The following is a 15,575-nucleotide window of genomic DNA, read 5'->3' as shown; positions in this document are numbered from 1 at the left end:
TCAGCTTTCAAAGGGAAGACATATAATACAAGAGAACATGAACGAAAACACCACATCAGGACAAAAGGTAGCCATTGTAACCGGGGGAGCCTCGGGGCTTGGCTATGCTGTTGTTGAAAAGTTTGTACAGAACGGCATCCGCACCATTGTTATTGGCCGCAATCAGGAAAAGCTGGATGCTGCCAAAGAGGCCTTCGGAGACTTATGCTCTACCATTTCATTTGATTTAAGTAACCTGCAGGGGATACCGGAACTGGTGCGAAGTATAGCCAATGAATTTGGCCGGATTGACATATTGGTGAACAATGCCGGCATCAACATGAAAAAGCCTTTCACAGAGGTAACGGACGAAGACTTCCAGAAGATAATTCTCACCAACGTGACTGCTATTTTTTCACTGAGCAGGGAAGTAGTGAATGTAATGCTGCCGCAGAAGCAAGGAGCTATCGTGAACATCAGCTCGATGGCCTCGCAGTACGGTATTCCGAAGGTGATTGCCTACACCGCCTCCAAGTCGGCTATTGAAGGCATGACGAGAGCTATGGCAGTAGAGCTTTCTCCGGAAGGTATCCGGGTAAACTGCGTGGCGCCTGGTTTTATTGCGACTGACATGTCGGCGAAAGCACTGAACAATGACCCGGAGCGCAAGAACAAAGTGCTTTCCCGGACACCAATGGGCAAACTGGGCGTGCCGGCAGATGTGGCGGACGCTGTTTATTTTTACGCCACAGAAGGAGCAAAATATGTCACCGGCACTGTGCTGCCAGTAGATGGCGGTAACTCCATCGGATTTTAATCAACAGAAAGCGACCTTAAAAACAGAACATTATAAAACATCGAACTATGAAATCTTCCAGAGCCTTACTTGCTCCTTCCCTCATAGCTGCCTGCCTGGCAACTTCCTGCGCTGATTCTAACCAGGCAACCACCGACATGGCCACCGCAGAACAGGCTGCAACCGCTGCACCTGTTACTTTGAAAGAGGCGTTTAAGGATGACTTTTATGTTGGCGCTGCTTTAAATGGCAGGCAGGTAAATAATATGGATGCACAGGGTGTCGCGCTTATAGAGAAGGAGTTTAACACCATCAGCCCGGAGAACCTCCTGAAGTGGGAATCAGTACACCCCCAGCCGGACGCTTACAACTTCGAACCTGCCGACAACTACGTAGCTTTAGGCGAGAAGAACGATATGTTTGTAGTGGGGCATGCGCTGGTGTGGCATAACCAAACGCCAAAGTGGGTGTTCGAGGATGAACAGGGTAACCCGGTGAGCAGGGAAGTGCTGCTGAAGCGCATGGAAGACCACATCAAAACGGTGGCCGGGCGCTATAAAGGCAAGATCGACAGCTGGGATGTGGTGAACGAAGCGCTGAACGACGACGGCACACTGCGGCAGTCTAAGTGGATGCAGATCATCGGGGAAGACTATTTGCAAAAGGCCTTTGAGTTTGCCCGCCAGGCAGACCCGGAAATGGAACTGTATTACAACGACTACAACCTATGGAAACCAGAGAAGCGTGCAGGCGCGGTACGCCTCGTGCGCAGCCTGCAGGAAAAGGGCATCAAAGTGGATGGTATCGGTATGCAGGGGCACTATGGCATAAAGTCTCCTGCTTTAGAGGAAGTTGAGGCCAGCATCAAAGCTTTCTCTGATCTCGGCGTGAAAGTTTCCTTCACCGAAGTAGACATTGATGTGTTGCCTAACCCAAGCGGCAGGGCAGGAGCGGACATCGACGCTACCTTTGACTTTGATGAAAAATTTAACGTGTACACCACAGGCCTGCCGGATTCTGTACAGCAGCAACTGGCACAGCGCTATGCTGATTTGTTTGCGCTGTTCAGAAAGCACAGCGACAAGATAGACAGGGTGACCTTCTGGGGTGTGACCGACAACGACTCCTGGCTGAACAACTGGCCAATCCGTGGGCGCACGAGTTATCCGATGCTGTTCGATCGCCAGTACCAGCCGAAGCCGGCTTATAATGCGGTGCTGGAAACTGCTGCGAAGTAATAAACTTATTTTTATCAAACCTCTGGGGCATCCGAACATGTAGTGGGAGCTCCGGAGGTTTATTTTTTATATAAGCTGTTCCCCCTCGCTTTCCTGCGGGTACTGGCGGGAAAATTTGGAATTATCCCTGCGTGCTGTAGATGCTCTGGCGATTAGGTGTGGCGCCAGCACGATGCGTTCCGGAAGGTTGTTGTATAAATCCTCAGACCGCAGCATTTTTAAAAATAGCTCTGCGGCAGCTTCACCCATATGTACTGTTTGCTGATCAATAGAGGATAAACCGGGAGTAACCAGTGCACCAAAAGATTCATTGGCAAAACCAATCACACCCACTTCCTCTGGCACATGCACTTTGTAATCTAATAACTGCTGCAGCGCACCCATTGCCGTAAAGTCTTCCAGAGCAAAGACAGCATCGAAAGGAATATTATTCTGATAAAGTTCTTTAACACACTGGCGGCCGAAGTCAAGCGAGAAGTCTCCGTATAGGATGAGGTTCTTGTCTACAGGCAGGTCATACAATTTCAGGGCATTCACATAGCCTCTCAGTCGTTCTTTGAAGATACCAATGGTTTGCCCGGCCGTGATATGCACAATGCGTTTGTAGCCCTGCCTTATCAGATGCTCTGTTGCTAAAAAACCGCCTTTATAGTCATCTATTGTAACAGAAGGTACCTGAAGCGCCTCAAGAGCCCGGTCGAAAAACAGGAGAGGGATGCGTCGCCGCTGAATTTCAGCAAAGTGCTCATGTGTTTGTGTCTCTTTCGCAACAGAAGCTATGATGCCTGCCACCCTTGAGTTCAGAAACGTCTCTATACCTTTCTTCTCGCTCTCATAAGACTCATTCGACTGATACAACAGGATGCTGTACCCGTTTTCGTTCATGATTTTTTCTATACCATGCACTACCGAGCTAAAGAAACTGACATCCAGGCTGGGCACCATAATGCCAATTGTGTTACTATGGCCGGAGCGGAGGGAGGAGGCGAGTTTATTTTGGCGGTAATTCAGCCTTTGCGCTGTTTTCCGCACCAGCTTTTTAGTAGCCTCACTAATGGCCGGATGATCATTGAGTGCGCGGGCTACAGTTGAAAAAGAGATGTTCAGTTCCTTGGCAATATCCTGTATGGTAACTTTTTTCAACGGCTTTTACTAAATGTCATAAATGGGAGTAAACAAATGTAAAGAACTTCTTTTATTATTCGCAGGTACAAAAAAGGTGTTTTTTCTACACTTATTCGATATTAAGCATGTAAACACTTGTTAATATAAACAAAAATTTTCAAATTTATGCCAACGTTGGCATAAGAAACCAGCATCTTCCTGATAGGGAGTATAAACAAAAGGATAAGCTGCTCAAACCATAGCAATTATGTTATTACTAGGAATAGACATAGGTACCTCTTCCATTAAGGTGTCGGTAGTAGATGCACAGTCGCAGAAAACAGTTGCGGCAGCGCAGTATCCTGACACAGAAACTGCCATCACTTCTGTTCAGCCAGGTTGGGCGGAGCAGTCGCCGGAAATGTGGTGGGAGCATGCCCAGCAGGCAATCCGCAAAGCAAACGCAACCGGGAAGTATAATCCCGGGGACATCAGTTCCATCGGTATCGCCTACCAGATGCATGGTCTGGTGGTGGTAGACAAAGAGCAGAACGTGCTGCGCGACTCTATTATCTGGTGTGATAGCCGCGCGGTGGAAATAGGCAACAAAGCGTTTGATGCTATAGGTCATGAAAAAAGCCTGTCGCACCTGCTCAACTCACCGGGTAACTTCACGGCCTCTAAACTGGCCTGGGTAAAAGAGAACGAGCCGGAGACTTACAGCAGAATCTATAAAATAATGCTCCCAGGCGATTTCATCGCGATGAAACTGACCGGCGATATCACCACCAGCCCTTCTGCTTTGTCAGAAGGTGTGTTCTGGGACTTTAAGAAAGATGCGTTGTCGGAGGACGTGATCCAGTACTTCAAATTCGACAAGGCTCTTATACCGGAGGTGAAGCCAGTGTTTTCAGAGCACGGCAGGGTAAAGCAGGAATTTACGGATTCTTTAGGTTTGAAAGCGGGTATCCCGGTTACTTATAAGTCTGGGGACCAGCCAAACAACGCGCTGTCGCTGAATGTGCTGAACCCAGGAGAAGTGGCCGCCACAGCGGGTACATCAGGTGTCATCTATGGCGTAAGCGACCAGTTGGTTTATGACCAGCAGTCAAGAGTGAACACCTTTGCGCACGTGAACCATGCTACAAACGAGAAGCGGGTAGGGGTGCTGCTGTGCATCAACGGCACCGGCATCCTGAACAGCTGGGTAAAAAGAAACATCGCTGCCGGTCAGGACTATGTGTCCATGAACGAAGCGGCGGAAAAGATTGCGATTGGTAGCAACGGATTGCGCATCCTTCCTTTCGGTAACGGGGCTGAGCGTGTGCTGAACAATAAAATGGTAGGCGTGCACTTCCACAACATCGACCTGAACCTGCACACGCAGGCCCATATTTTCAGGGCAGTGCAGGAGGGCATCGTCTTCGCTTTCCGCTATGGCCTGGACATTATGCGTGAGAATGGCATGAACCCGCAGGTTATCAGGGCGGGGCAGGCCAATCTTTTCCTGAGCCCGCTGTTTGCGCAGGCTTTTGTGGATGCTACCAACGTGCCGGTAGAGCTTTACCAGAACGATGGTAGTGTGGGTGCTGCTTTAGGTGCAGGTATTGGCTCTACGGTGTTTAGCACTCCGGAAGAGGCCTTCAGCAACTTTAAGCCGGTTAAGCTAATTGAGCCAAAAGCTACTGCTGAATATGAGCCTATCTACCAGGAGTGGAGAGGGTTTCTAATGGATCAACTGAACAAGAAATAATTATTACCAGAACTATAACTTACAAATTATGGCAAATCCACTGATAGGAGAAAAAGAGTATTTTAAAGGAATAGGACAAATAAAGTATGAAGGTCCGGAATCTGATAACCCACTGGCGTACCGTTGGTATGATGAAAACAAAGTAGTAGCCGGAAAAACACTGAAAGATCACCTGCGCTTCGCAGTAGCCTACTGGCACTCTTTCAATGCAAACGGTTCAGACCCATTTGGTGGCGCGACTTTGCAATTTGCCTGGGACGAGAAATCTGACCCGGTTGAAAGAGCAAAAGACAAAATGGATGCTGCCTTCGAATTCATCACGAAGATGAACATGCCATACTACTGCTTCCATGATGTGGACGTGGTGGACTACGGCAACGACATTGCTGAAAACGAAAGACGCCTGCAGGCTATGGTAGAGTATGCCAGGCAGAAGCAGCAGGAGAGTGGTGTGAAATTGCTTTGGGGAACAGCTAACGTTTTCTCGCACCAACGCTACATGAACGGTGCCTCTACTAACCCTGATTTCCATGTACTGTCACATGCAGCTGCACAGGTAAAAGCGGCTCTGGATGCTACCATCGCGCTGGATGGCGAGAACTATGTGTTCTGGGGTGGTCGTGAAGGTTATATGACGTTGCTAAACACAGACATGAAGCGTGAGCAGGACCACCTGGCCCGTTTCCTGCACACAGCAAAAGACTATGCGCGCAAGCAAGGTTTTAAAGGAACGTTCTTTATTGAGCCAAAGCCAATGGAGCCAACCAAGCACCAGTACGACTACGACTCTGCTACTGTTATCGGCTTCCTGCGCAAGTATGACCTGATGGACGATTTTAAAATCAACATAGAAGTAAACCATGCTACATTGGCTGGCCATACGTTCCAGCACGAACTACAGGTGGCTGCTGATGCAGGTTTGCTTGGTTCTATCGATGCAAACCGCGGCGACTACCAGAACGGATGGGACACAGACCAGTTCCCGAACAACCTGAACGAACTGACAGAGGCTATGCTGGTGTTCCTGGAGGCCGGTGGCGTACAGGGCGGCGGTATCAACTTCGACGCGAAGATCAGGAGAAACTCTACTGATCCGGCTGACCTGTTCTACGCCCACATCGGTGGTGCCGACACATTTGCCAGAGCGCTTATTTCTGCTGATAATATCCTACAGAAATCAGATTATAAAAAAGTACGCCAGGATCGCTATGCTTCTTTTGATAGTGGCAAAGGCAAGGCATTTGAGGAAGGCCAGCTGACGCTGGAGGACTTGCGCCAATATGCCGTTGAAAACGGTGAGCCAGAGGTGAAGAGCGGAAGACAGGAGTACCTGGAGAACGTGATCAACCGCTATATCTAAGCCACTAATCTCTTTTAGTACACCCTTTTCCTGTTACTTGTGATAAAGAACGAAAAAGAAACGGCGGGACAAAACATTCCTTATATCGCCGGTATTACGCTGATTGCCACGCTAGGTGGCCTGCTCTTTGGGTACGATACTGCCGTTATCTCAGGCGCAGAAAGATCAGTGCAACTCTACCTGGTAGATAGTCTGGGGCTTAGCACCTGGGTACATGGGGCTACTATTTCCAGCGCCCTGATTGGATGTATCATAGGCGGCGCCATTTCAGGTGTTTTCGCTTCGGGCATAGGCCGGAAGAAAACCCTGATCCTGGCGGCCATCCTGTTTTTTATATCTGCCCTGGGGTCAGGTTACCCGGAATTTTTGTTCTTTAACGAGGGCGAACCTACTATGGGCTTGCTCTACATGTTCAACTTCTACAGGATAATAGGAGGAATAGGTGTAGGTCTGGCCTCCGCTGTAGTCCCGGTATACATTGGTGAGATAGCCCCGGCGAACATGCGTGGCCGACTGGTTTCCTTAAACCAGTTTGCCATCATCTTCGGAATGCTGGTGGTTTATTTCGTTAATTGGGGAATTGCCAGTGGGGAGTCTGTGGAGTGGCTGAACAGTGTAGGCTGGAGACGGATGTTCCTTTCGGAAGCGATTCCGGCAGGCCTGTTCGGGGTTTTGCTGTTCTTTGTTCCTGAAACGCCAAGGTACCTGAGCATGGCGGGTAGAGATGAAGAAGCCCTGCAAATCCTGACAAAAGTGAATGGTGGACACCGTGCGAGAGAAATCCTTTCGGAAATTAAGAATACGGTGGAGCATCATTCCGGCAAGCTGTTTTCTTACGGAAAGACCGTTATCGTGATAGGAATTCTACTATCTGTTTTCCAGCAGTTTGTCGGAATTAACGTTGCCTTATACTATGCGCCGCGGATTTTTGAAAGTATGGGAGCAGGTAAAGACGCCTCCCTGCTGCAAACTGTGGTAATGGGTGTGATTAACGTAATATTTACGGTAGTCGCCATTTTGACTGTGGACAGATGGGGAAGAAAGCCGCTGTTGATGGTCGGCTCTATTGGTATGGCAGTGGGTATGTTTGCCATTGCCGGACTTGCCTACTTTGAGATCATCGGCATCAGCACACTAGTGTTCATTATCATCTACACGGCATCCTTTATGATGTCGTGGGGGCCAATTTGCTGGGTATTGATATCGGAGATTTTCCCGAATAAAATCCGGGGTAAAGCTGTGGCTGTTGCCGTTGCGGCACAGTGGACCGCCAACTTTTTCATATCTGCCACTTATCCGTCGATGATGGAATTCAGCGGCGCTTTTACGTACGGCTTCTACGGCTTCATGAGTCTCCTGTCCTTCCTGTTTGTATGGAAGATGATTCCTGAAACGAAAGGGAAATCCCTGGAGGAAATGGAGCAACTCTGGAAAGGGAAGTCAAGCCATTTAGCTGATTCGAAAGTGACGGCTGGTAGGTAGTAAAATTTGACTTAAGTAAATAGTAGAAGGCCCTTCATTTATGGAGGGCCTCCTTTTTTAACAGTTCATAGCGTACTTTTTTTAGTAAAACTTGATACCATTCCTTTCTATCTAATCTGCTGTAGTGACGGCTTATCCAGTGGCAGCTTGCCTATTGTTTCATCTTATCTCTCTGTGCTCTCTAGGCCGAGGGGCCTCGTCTCTGGGCATCGCGCTGTGTATTTGAAGCTGCCTCCGCGCTGCTTCGGCTGCCTCACTTCGTTCGGCACCGCAACAACTACAAGGCGCTCAACCCAAAGACTGGAATCACTTTCACTCCGTGCAGATAGATATTGACTTCAAATTCATTATGTTGCTTCTAGCTTAATCTCCATGAGTAAGTTTATCTGGATGAAGAAGCCCTGCTGCCCTTGCTGTATGTTTTCACCAGCAAGTAAGACTGCCGGTCAATCTCAAATTATGTGTAAACCTCCTGAAGCTTCTTTCTTCGCTATAGGAGTAAATTCTCCTCATCGGAGTGGTAGGGATGGGTTCACGTTTGTGGCAATTGCATTCGGCTAATCCTGGAGATACTAAAGCAAAAGCGGCGGCCCCTTATTTGAGACAGCCGCTTTTGTATGTATGATAAGGAGCTGATTACCTCGTAATCACCATCCTGTTTGTGTATATTTTGCCACCTGTGTTGATGCGGTACAGGTAGGTTCCGTCTGGCAGGTTGCCACCGTTAAACTGCACCTTGTGCTGACCGGCGCTTTTCGCTTCTGACACCAAGGTGTTTAATTTCTTGCCCAGGATATCAAACACTTCTACTGTCACAAAACCATCCTGCTCCACTGCATAGGTGATGGTGGTAGACTCAGAGAAAGGATTAGGGTAAGTAAGGTTCTGCGTCCACTGCTGGCCTGCTGCCTGTAAGCCAGAGGTGCTGCTGTCAGATAGTGGCTGTGCGGCAGAGTTCCAACTGGCGTGGGTGCGGGTTATAATTACTGCAAACTCAGCGCGTGTTACATTCTGCAGCGGCTTAAACGTAGCGTGCAGGGTAGGGTACAGGTCAAGTGGCCCCTGTGTTACAGTGTAAAACGCGTTGATTAAGCCCATGTCCAGTGCCACACTCACGTATCCTTCCAGACCTTCCGGTATATCCTTGGCATCTTCTACCGGAATGGCTTTGCCGTCTACCGTAACTGTTACCGCTTTGCCATTACGCTCCAGGGCATGCTCCTGCAGGCCTAGGCTTTGAACAAGTGTATAAGCCAGACTGGCTCTGTTAACACTGCCATTCGGGTTAAACTTGCCAGATCCATCTGTCAGCATCACACCATTATAACTGTGCGTGCGGTCTCTTAAAGCTGCACCTTTTGCCGTTACAGATTCTGACAGCAGCAACTCATTGCCGCTAACGTCTTTGAAAGATGCGATACCAGTTGTCGGGATGAACTGACGTACCGCCTGACCCATCATCAGGTAATCAGCTAACTGTATTCTTTTCAGAAGTTCATCCGGTTTGAATCCAGTGCCCAGTCCATCAGCAAGTCTGGAGCTAACCGCCATTTTAATAGAAGCTTCTGCCGGGTGACCTGCAATGTCGCTCAGGCCAGTGGAGCCTGTGAGTTGCATGGAGGCAATGTTGCCTGTGATAGTTTCCGGCAGCGCCACGCCTTGCAGGCCTTCAATCTTCAAAGTCCACGTTCCTGCCATTGGTGCTGCAACAGCCATGCCTCTGTCAAAGGACTGGGCAAAAAGAACAGGTATGCCAGAGCGGTATTCGGCGCCATCGGGTGCAATGAGGATGAGGTTGACAGGATTACCTGTTAAGCCTGCTGCACCTCCTGATGTAATCTTAGCTTCAATGCCTGTTGTGCCTTCTGCTACCACAAAACTTTTCTGGTTGGTGGCCACCAGTAAGGGGTTGTAGTCAATGGTGAAGTTTTCTTTCACCGTGGCCGTATTAATGTTGCTGTTAAACCTCCTGGTCAGGTTGAGGCTGGAGCCAAAGGGCGTGTTTCTGAAGATGTGGTCTACAGCGGCGTAAGCATTTACGTAGCCAGCACCCACTTCCCAGGGGGCATAGCTTGGCATGTTAGTGGCTGTTCGCTGCAGGATGTCTTTTACCTGAGCAGGAGAAAGCGAAGGATTGGCTTCCAGCATCAGGGCAATAATACCTGCTGTGTGCGGTGTAGCCATAGAAGTACCACTCATGTGGGCATAAAAAGGAACGTGTGCCGGCTCAAGGCCCTCTACGTCCTGCTGGGCAGACAAACTGGTAACAGGTGCAACGACTCTGGTAGAAACGATGTCAACACCCGGTGCCACAATGGTCGGCCTGTTTTCATAGGTCCAGCTTTCGCCGTCTATGGTGAAGGTGCCTCTTTCGTCTTTCACTCCCCTGGAGGAGAAATCAGCTAAGCGGCCATACTTGTCGCCGGCACCTACCGATATTACCCAAGGCGCAATGGCGTAAGGGTTGTGTGTGTCTGAGCCGGGACCTTCGTTGCCTGCTGCAAAAACAGAGACTATACCGCGGTCATAGGCTATTTTGGAAGCAATATTCACAGGGTTGGTCGGATCGAAATCGCCGGAAGTACCCCAGGAGTTACTGATTACCCGAATGCCATACTCATACTGGTGGGTGAGGGCATAGTCATAACCACCAATGGCGTCTAAGATAAATAAAGCGCCACCGGAGCCATATCCAATCAAATCAGCACCCGGAGCAGCCCCTTCATACATGCCGCTCGACTTAGCGCCGTTGCCGCCTACGCTACCGGCGCAGTGCGTACCATGGCCCGAGTTAGTATCTGTGTTCGGAACATTCTCCAGGTACGTTACAGGCAAAAGCGAGCTCAGGCTGTTCAGGTTGGTTGTGCCCATTACGTTCTGCACCAGGTGCGTTCCCAGTTTAATATCATCATGAGTGCCGTCTACGCCACTGTCGTTGATAACCACGCCAACGCCCTTGCCGGATACAGGCAAACCGTTATTCCGGGCTGTCATTACTTTGTCGCCTCTCAGCCTGCGCACGCCGGTCAGGTTGGTGCCGTTATAGTTTAAGAAGTTGAGCTCCTTGTTTAAAAAAACTGACTTCACATCAGCGCTGTTAGCCAGGCCTTCTACCTGAGCCGCTGTTGCCAGCACACCTGCTATAGGAAGTGCTTTGAAGGACACGCCTTTCGTAATGCCTATGGAATTCAAAAGCGCCAGGTTTGCAGGAGAAGGAGCGGAGTTGCCATGGAACGTCACGATCACGCCTACAGATCCGGTCACAGTCTGCAGGTGCTGCTTCAGTTCCTGGTCTATGGTAACCTGTGCAAGAACGCTGTTTGCAAACAGGCACAAAACAGTAATGCAAGATAAAATTAACTTCATAAGGTGAGATGTGTTAAAGGTTTGTCTAATTGTACTTAATCTCTCATTTGAGGTAAGAGTAGTTTAAAATGTGAAATTGATAATGTTGAAGTTCTATAATGGCAGGTATATACAGAGGGGCCTGCAAATCATGAATGCTCCATTAACGGCTTTATTATCAGGAGGGTTTTTGGACTTTTATGGGCAGTAAAGGCCTTTCGCAGCATGGGAAAGCATTGGCTGCTTTTTGGGATAGTAGCAAGAAAATAAGAAACCGGAGAAGAGCAAAGGAAACATATCTGAAGCGGGTAACTATAACTTTTTAAAGTTCATATTTAAAGAGCTGTAGCCGATGGTGGTTCTTTTGTCTTTACGGAATGCATATTTGTGAAAAGAGTATCCTGTGTTATATGCTGGTAACATTTATTGCTTCCCGTATTTTTGTCCAAAATGCCACAGCACAATAATGCTTGAGGCTAAATATTGAGGCTGGTAAAAAAAATTTTTTTTGCCTTTCTTGCTCCTGAGCGTGCACAGAAGGCAGCGCTTTTTTTAAAAAGGTGTAAAATATTTCTACTGCTAATCAACCAGAAATCGCCACACATGGTGTGCTTGAGCTGAAGGTCAATCTGAAAAGCAGCTAACAGAGTATATACAGGTGAAACAATAGAATTACGTATGCATCGAGGTATTATTTTCTGCTTTATACTGCTGGGCATCGCTCTGTCTTCCTGTAATAAAGACACACCCGAACCCGCCAATCAGCCAGCACCATCCAGCGATAACACCTACAGCTATTTAGCTTTAGGCGACTCCTATACTATAGGAGAAAGTGTGCCGGCAACAGACCAGTGGGGGATGCAACTGGCAGACCTGCTCCGGAAAGAGGGCGTGGAGATAAGCAACCCAGTAACGATTGCCCGCACCGGCTGGACTACCTCACAACTAGCCGGTGCCATTGCCGAAGCAGACCTGAAACCAACGTTCGACCTGGTTTCTCTGCTGATAGGCGTGAACAACCAGTACCGCGGGCAGCCACTTTCTACTTACCGCACAGAGTTCACCCAACTGCTGAATACATCTATACGGCTGGCGAAAGGGGATCCAAAGCGTGTGCTGGTACTGTCTATACCGGATTGGGGTGCCACGCCTTTCGGGCGGAACCAGGACCGGGAGCAGATTGCCGCAGAGATAGATGCTTTTAATGCGGTGGCCAAAGAGGTGGCGCAAAAGGCAGGTGTGGAGTTTATTAATATTACGCCGCTTTCACGAACGCTTGCCCCTGACCTATCTTACATAGCCAGCGATGGCCTGCACTACTCCGGCAAGATGCACCGGGAGTGGGCACTGCTGGCGCTCCCAAAAGCAAAAGACATTCTAAAGTAGCCGGATTATAGTTTAGAAAAGGAAAGAGCCTGTTGTATGAAAAACATACCTGCACTTGAGTTGGTCCTTGCTACCAGATTAAGAGCAAAAACAGCAGGCAAATTATGGCTGAACTATACCGTTAAAGTCTTTCATTTGATAATCTAAAAAACTAAGTTTATGTCTTATCTCATTAAAGCTATTCGCCTAAACATGAAAAAAGAACTGATTCTTTTCGGATTTACACTGCTGGCTGCCTGCGGTGTACAGTCCTGCTCCTCCTCTGCCACCAAGCCACAGGCACCCGTGGTAGCAGCTGAAGAAGAAAATGCCGATCCATCCCGCATCCTGGTTTTTTCGAAAACTAGTGGTTTTTACCACGAATCTATACCTGATGGCATCGCTGCTATTCAGAAGTTAGGAAATGAAAACAATGTGGTGGTAGACACGACAAAGAATGCAGCCTACTTTAACCCGGATTCGCTGCGGAATTATGATGCCGTTGTGTTTTTAAGTACCACGCAGGATGTGTTGAACGCACAGCAGGAGGAGGCTTTTATGAAATATATTCAGAGCGGAGGCGGCTACGCAGGCATACATGCGGCGGCTGATACGGAGTATGACTGGCCGTGGTATAACAAGCTGGTAGGCGCTTATTTCCTGAGCCATCCGAAGCAGCAGAAGGCCACTGTCAGGGTAAACAATAAAAGCCATGCCTCCACAAGCCATTTGCCTGATAACTGGGAAATTTTTGACGAGCTCTACAACTACAAGAACATCAACCCGGACGTAAACGTACTGGCAACTTTAGATGAATCCACTTACCAGGGGGGCGAGAACGGTGAAAATCACCCCATTATCTGGTATCACGAATTTGATGGCGGCCGTGCCTTTTATACGGGCTTGGGCCATACAAAAGAAAGCTACAGCAACCCGGTATTCCTGCAGCACATGTGGGGCGGGATTAACTATGCGATGGGGCAGAAATAAAGCCGCATCAGCCTTGTATAGCATCAACAAAAAAAGGAGCACCGATTTCGCAGTGCTCCTTTTTTTGTTTTATAAGCTGTTTGCCTACATACGGTTGCTAAAACATGAAGCCCATGCGCAACGACAGGCGCTTATAGTTGATCTTTTGTTCTGCTCTGCCGCCGCCCCACCAGGTGGTTTCCGTCCTTGCTTTTTGGGCTTTGTAGCCAACGCCAAACGTAAAGGCCGTGCTGTTGCCGGTTTGCACGCTTATACCTGCGGAAGGGCTAAACATCCAGCCACCGTCGTGGTTCTGCTGCTCGTCCTCATCACTTAGAAAGGTGGCACTGTAGCCCAGGTCTAGTCCATACGTCGGGCTTACCCTGCTATCAAAAAGCTCTCCGCGCAATCCAAGTGCTATCGGAGTAATCAGCACATTGTCGTAAAAATCCATGCCCAAAGTGCCGCCTAAAACAAACATCCTATGGAAGCGATAGCCGCTGAACAGTTGCACCGTGGGAGAGGCAACGGAAGAGCTGAGGTCTGTGCTTCCTGTTTTGCCGTACAGAAAGCCGAATTCAACCATGCCCGCATAACGTTTTGGGGCATCTGGTAGTGTAGGAGGCAGTTTGAGGGTGTTTTCCTGTGACTGGGCTGTAGAAAAACCTGCTATTACCAGGTAGTAAAAAAGGGTAAGGAGTAGTGACTTTCTTTTCATTTAGATGTCCTTGCGCATTACAGGTATTTTGCTGAGCAGCTTTATCTGGCTGAGGTTGCTGTAGTCGTACTGGTACAGGCCATCTTTGCCAATCATCAGCAGCGTGTTCCCCAGCGGAATAACGTCGTAAGCATCCATCCCTTTGAAATGTGTTTTCAGGTTCTGGTCTACTTTCAGGTGGTCTTGTATATCAAATACTTTCAGCCCATACTCACCCTCGCAAAGGAACAGCGTAGACCTGTCGATGCCCAATCCGTGCGGGTTCTGCATCGGGTATGTTTTGATATGCTTTGGGTTTCGTGCATCGCTGACGTTGATTACCTCCAGTTGGTTCGTGAAGCCGGCGCAGGCGTTGCCAGAGCGCAGCGTCACCCAGGCCAGGTCTCCTTCTACCACTACCGGATCGCAGCTTCTGACGTGGGCGTAGGTGGAGAGGTGCACCGGGCTGGTAGGGTTGCTGTTGTCATAGATCTGCATGCCGGTGGTGGTACCTATAAAGAGTTTGTCCTTGTAGGGGAAGATTGTTTCGATGCCCCAGCCCATGCTGATTTTCTGCCCTGCCTGCGGGTTGGCCTCGTTGCTGATGTCAAAGAGTTGCATGTGGGAAAGGCTCACCGTGTATAAGTGGTTTCCTGAGATCGTAAATCTTGCCATGGAGCCACCTTTTCCGGCACTCCCTGATGCGGGCACTGCACCTGCGGAGTTAAAAGAGCCTCTGGAGTCATTCTGCAAAGCGAACCAACCGCCCCATCTGCCTCTACCAGTGTTGCCATTGCAGTCTGAGTCGTAAGCTTCTGTGATCTGTTTCTCCTCAAATCTGGCGATAAATACGCTGGCAGTGTCGTTCACCAGCATGCTGTATGCCGGGAAAATATTCTCGACCCGGTTCACCAGTTTTACATCCAGCGGATTGCTGATGTCCAGCGCCACCAGGTCTATATAGCTGTCCGCATACAGGATATTGCCCTTCACGGCCATGTCTATGTTGCCTGGTATCCGGACAAAGTTGATGTTTTGTGGTGCGGCCGGATTTGAATTATCTATGATATGAATGCCTTCGTTCATCTCGTTGATGAAAAGGTAGTTCCCTTTCGCGTAGATCTTGCCTGGCGACTCCAATACTCGTGGACCGTTGATTTTGAAGGAGCTTCTTAGTTCTGCCCGCATCATGTACACCGGCTCCTGTACCGTATAGGTGATGGTGGTGTCGCAGTCGTCGGAGCAGGAGCTAAGCAGCAGGGCTGGGAGGAAAAGAAGCAAAAAGAACACTTGCTGTAAAACGGGTATAAGGCTTTTTTTCATACTGATGAATTTTGTGATGAAACCATGTTTTGTAGCAAGGCCTGTGTTTCTGACTTGTGCAGCCCTCCTGTTTTGGTGACCCAGGTAAGGGGCGAAAGGTTGTAAGGTGTTATAAAAAATGTATTCTTTTTTGTCTAATCTGCCGTAGCAACAGGTTGTCCAGC

Annotated in this window: 11 protein-coding genes; 7 read left to right on the top strand and 4 right to left on the bottom strand. The window is 48.9% G+C overall.

The window, feature by feature from the left end:
- Positions 1–37: 37 nt before the first annotated feature.
- Together ACFS7Z_RS18420 and ACFS7Z_RS18415 are read left to right on the top strand one after the other, a co-directional pair.
- Positions 38–796 (top strand): SDR family NAD(P)-dependent oxidoreductase, encoded by a 759-nt coding sequence (locus tag ACFS7Z_RS18420; protein ID WP_377487686.1) that lies wholly within the window; start codon positions 38–40, stop codon positions 794–796.
- Positions 797–843: 47 nt separating this feature from the next.
- Positions 844–2,013 carry an endo-1,4-beta-xylanase gene (locus ACFS7Z_RS18415; protein ID WP_377487684.1) on the top strand — a complete coding sequence of 390 codons (1,170 nt, stop codon included), beginning with the start codon at positions 844–846 and terminating at the stop codon, positions 2,011–2,013.
- Between the two features lie 66 nt (positions 2,014–2,079).
- On the opposite strand, the gene ACFS7Z_RS18410 is transcribed toward ACFS7Z_RS18415, so the two are convergent.
- Complete coding sequence (locus ACFS7Z_RS18410) at positions 2,080–3,156, bottom strand: LacI family DNA-binding transcriptional regulator (protein ID WP_377487682.1); 1,077 nt, start codon at positions 3,154–3,156, stop codon at positions 2,080–2,082.
- Between the two features lie 229 nt (positions 3,157–3,385).
- Between ACFS7Z_RS18410 and ACFS7Z_RS18405 the strand changes: the two genes are divergently transcribed.
- From ACFS7Z_RS18405 to xylE, 3 genes are read left to right on the top strand one after another with little or no spacing between them, the layout of a single operon-like run.
- A complete protein-coding gene (locus ACFS7Z_RS18405; RefSeq protein ID WP_377487680.1) occupies positions 3,386–4,870 on the top strand; it encodes a xylulokinase in 1,485 nt (494 codons plus the stop codon).
- A gap of 28 nt (positions 4,871–4,898) precedes the next feature.
- Complete coding sequence (gene xylA, locus ACFS7Z_RS18400) at positions 4,899–6,230, top strand: xylose isomerase (protein ID WP_377487678.1); 1,332 nt, start codon at positions 4,899–4,901, stop codon at positions 6,228–6,230.
- Between the two features lie 39 nt (positions 6,231–6,269).
- The gene (xylE, locus tag ACFS7Z_RS18395; protein ID WP_377487676.1) at positions 6,270–7,712 is read left to right on the top strand and encodes a D-xylose transporter XylE; all 1,443 of its coding nucleotides are present in this window, start codon (positions 6,270–6,272) and stop codon (positions 7,710–7,712) included.
- A 636-nt stretch (positions 7,713–8,348) separates the two neighbouring features.
- On the opposite strand, the gene ACFS7Z_RS18390 is transcribed toward xylE, so the two are convergent.
- A complete protein-coding gene (locus ACFS7Z_RS18390) occupies positions 8,349–11,078 on the bottom strand; it encodes a S8 family serine peptidase (RefSeq protein WP_377487674.1) in 2,730 nt (909 codons plus the stop codon).
- 657 nt (positions 11,079–11,735) lie between these two features.
- On the opposite strand from ACFS7Z_RS18390, the gene ACFS7Z_RS18385 reads away from it, so the two are divergent.
- Positions 11,736–12,443, top strand: a complete 708-nt coding sequence (locus ACFS7Z_RS18385; protein WP_377487672.1) for an SGNH/GDSL hydrolase family protein — start codon at positions 11,736–11,738, stop codon at positions 12,441–12,443.
- A 159-nt stretch (positions 12,444–12,602) separates the two neighbouring features.
- Positions 12,603–13,412 (top strand): ThuA domain-containing protein, encoded by an 810-nt coding sequence (locus ACFS7Z_RS18380; RefSeq protein ID WP_377487670.1) that lies wholly within the window; start codon positions 12,603–12,605, stop codon positions 13,410–13,412.
- 97 nt (positions 13,413–13,509) lie between these two features.
- On the opposite strand, the gene ACFS7Z_RS18375 is transcribed toward ACFS7Z_RS18380, so the two are convergent.
- Both ACFS7Z_RS18375 and ACFS7Z_RS18370 read right to left on the bottom strand, forming a co-directional pair.
- Positions 13,510–14,109 carry a hypothetical protein gene (locus ACFS7Z_RS18375; RefSeq protein ID WP_377487668.1) on the bottom strand — a complete coding sequence of 200 codons (600 nt, stop codon included), beginning with the start codon at positions 14,107–14,109 and terminating at the stop codon, positions 13,510–13,512.
- On the bottom strand, positions 14,110–15,411 hold the full coding sequence (locus ACFS7Z_RS18370; RefSeq protein ID WP_377487666.1) for an LVIVD repeat-containing protein: 1,302 nt from the start codon (positions 15,409–15,411) through the stop codon (positions 14,110–14,112).
- Between the last annotated feature and the right edge of the window lie 164 nt (positions 15,412–15,575).

Source organism: Pontibacter toksunensis (assembly GCF_042686245.1).
Classification (GTDB): Bacteria; Bacteroidota; Bacteroidia; order Cytophagales; family Hymenobacteraceae; genus Pontibacter; species Pontibacter toksunensis.
Note: the sequence above shows the minus strand (reverse complement) of the source record. Positions and strands in the feature narration are given on the sequence as shown.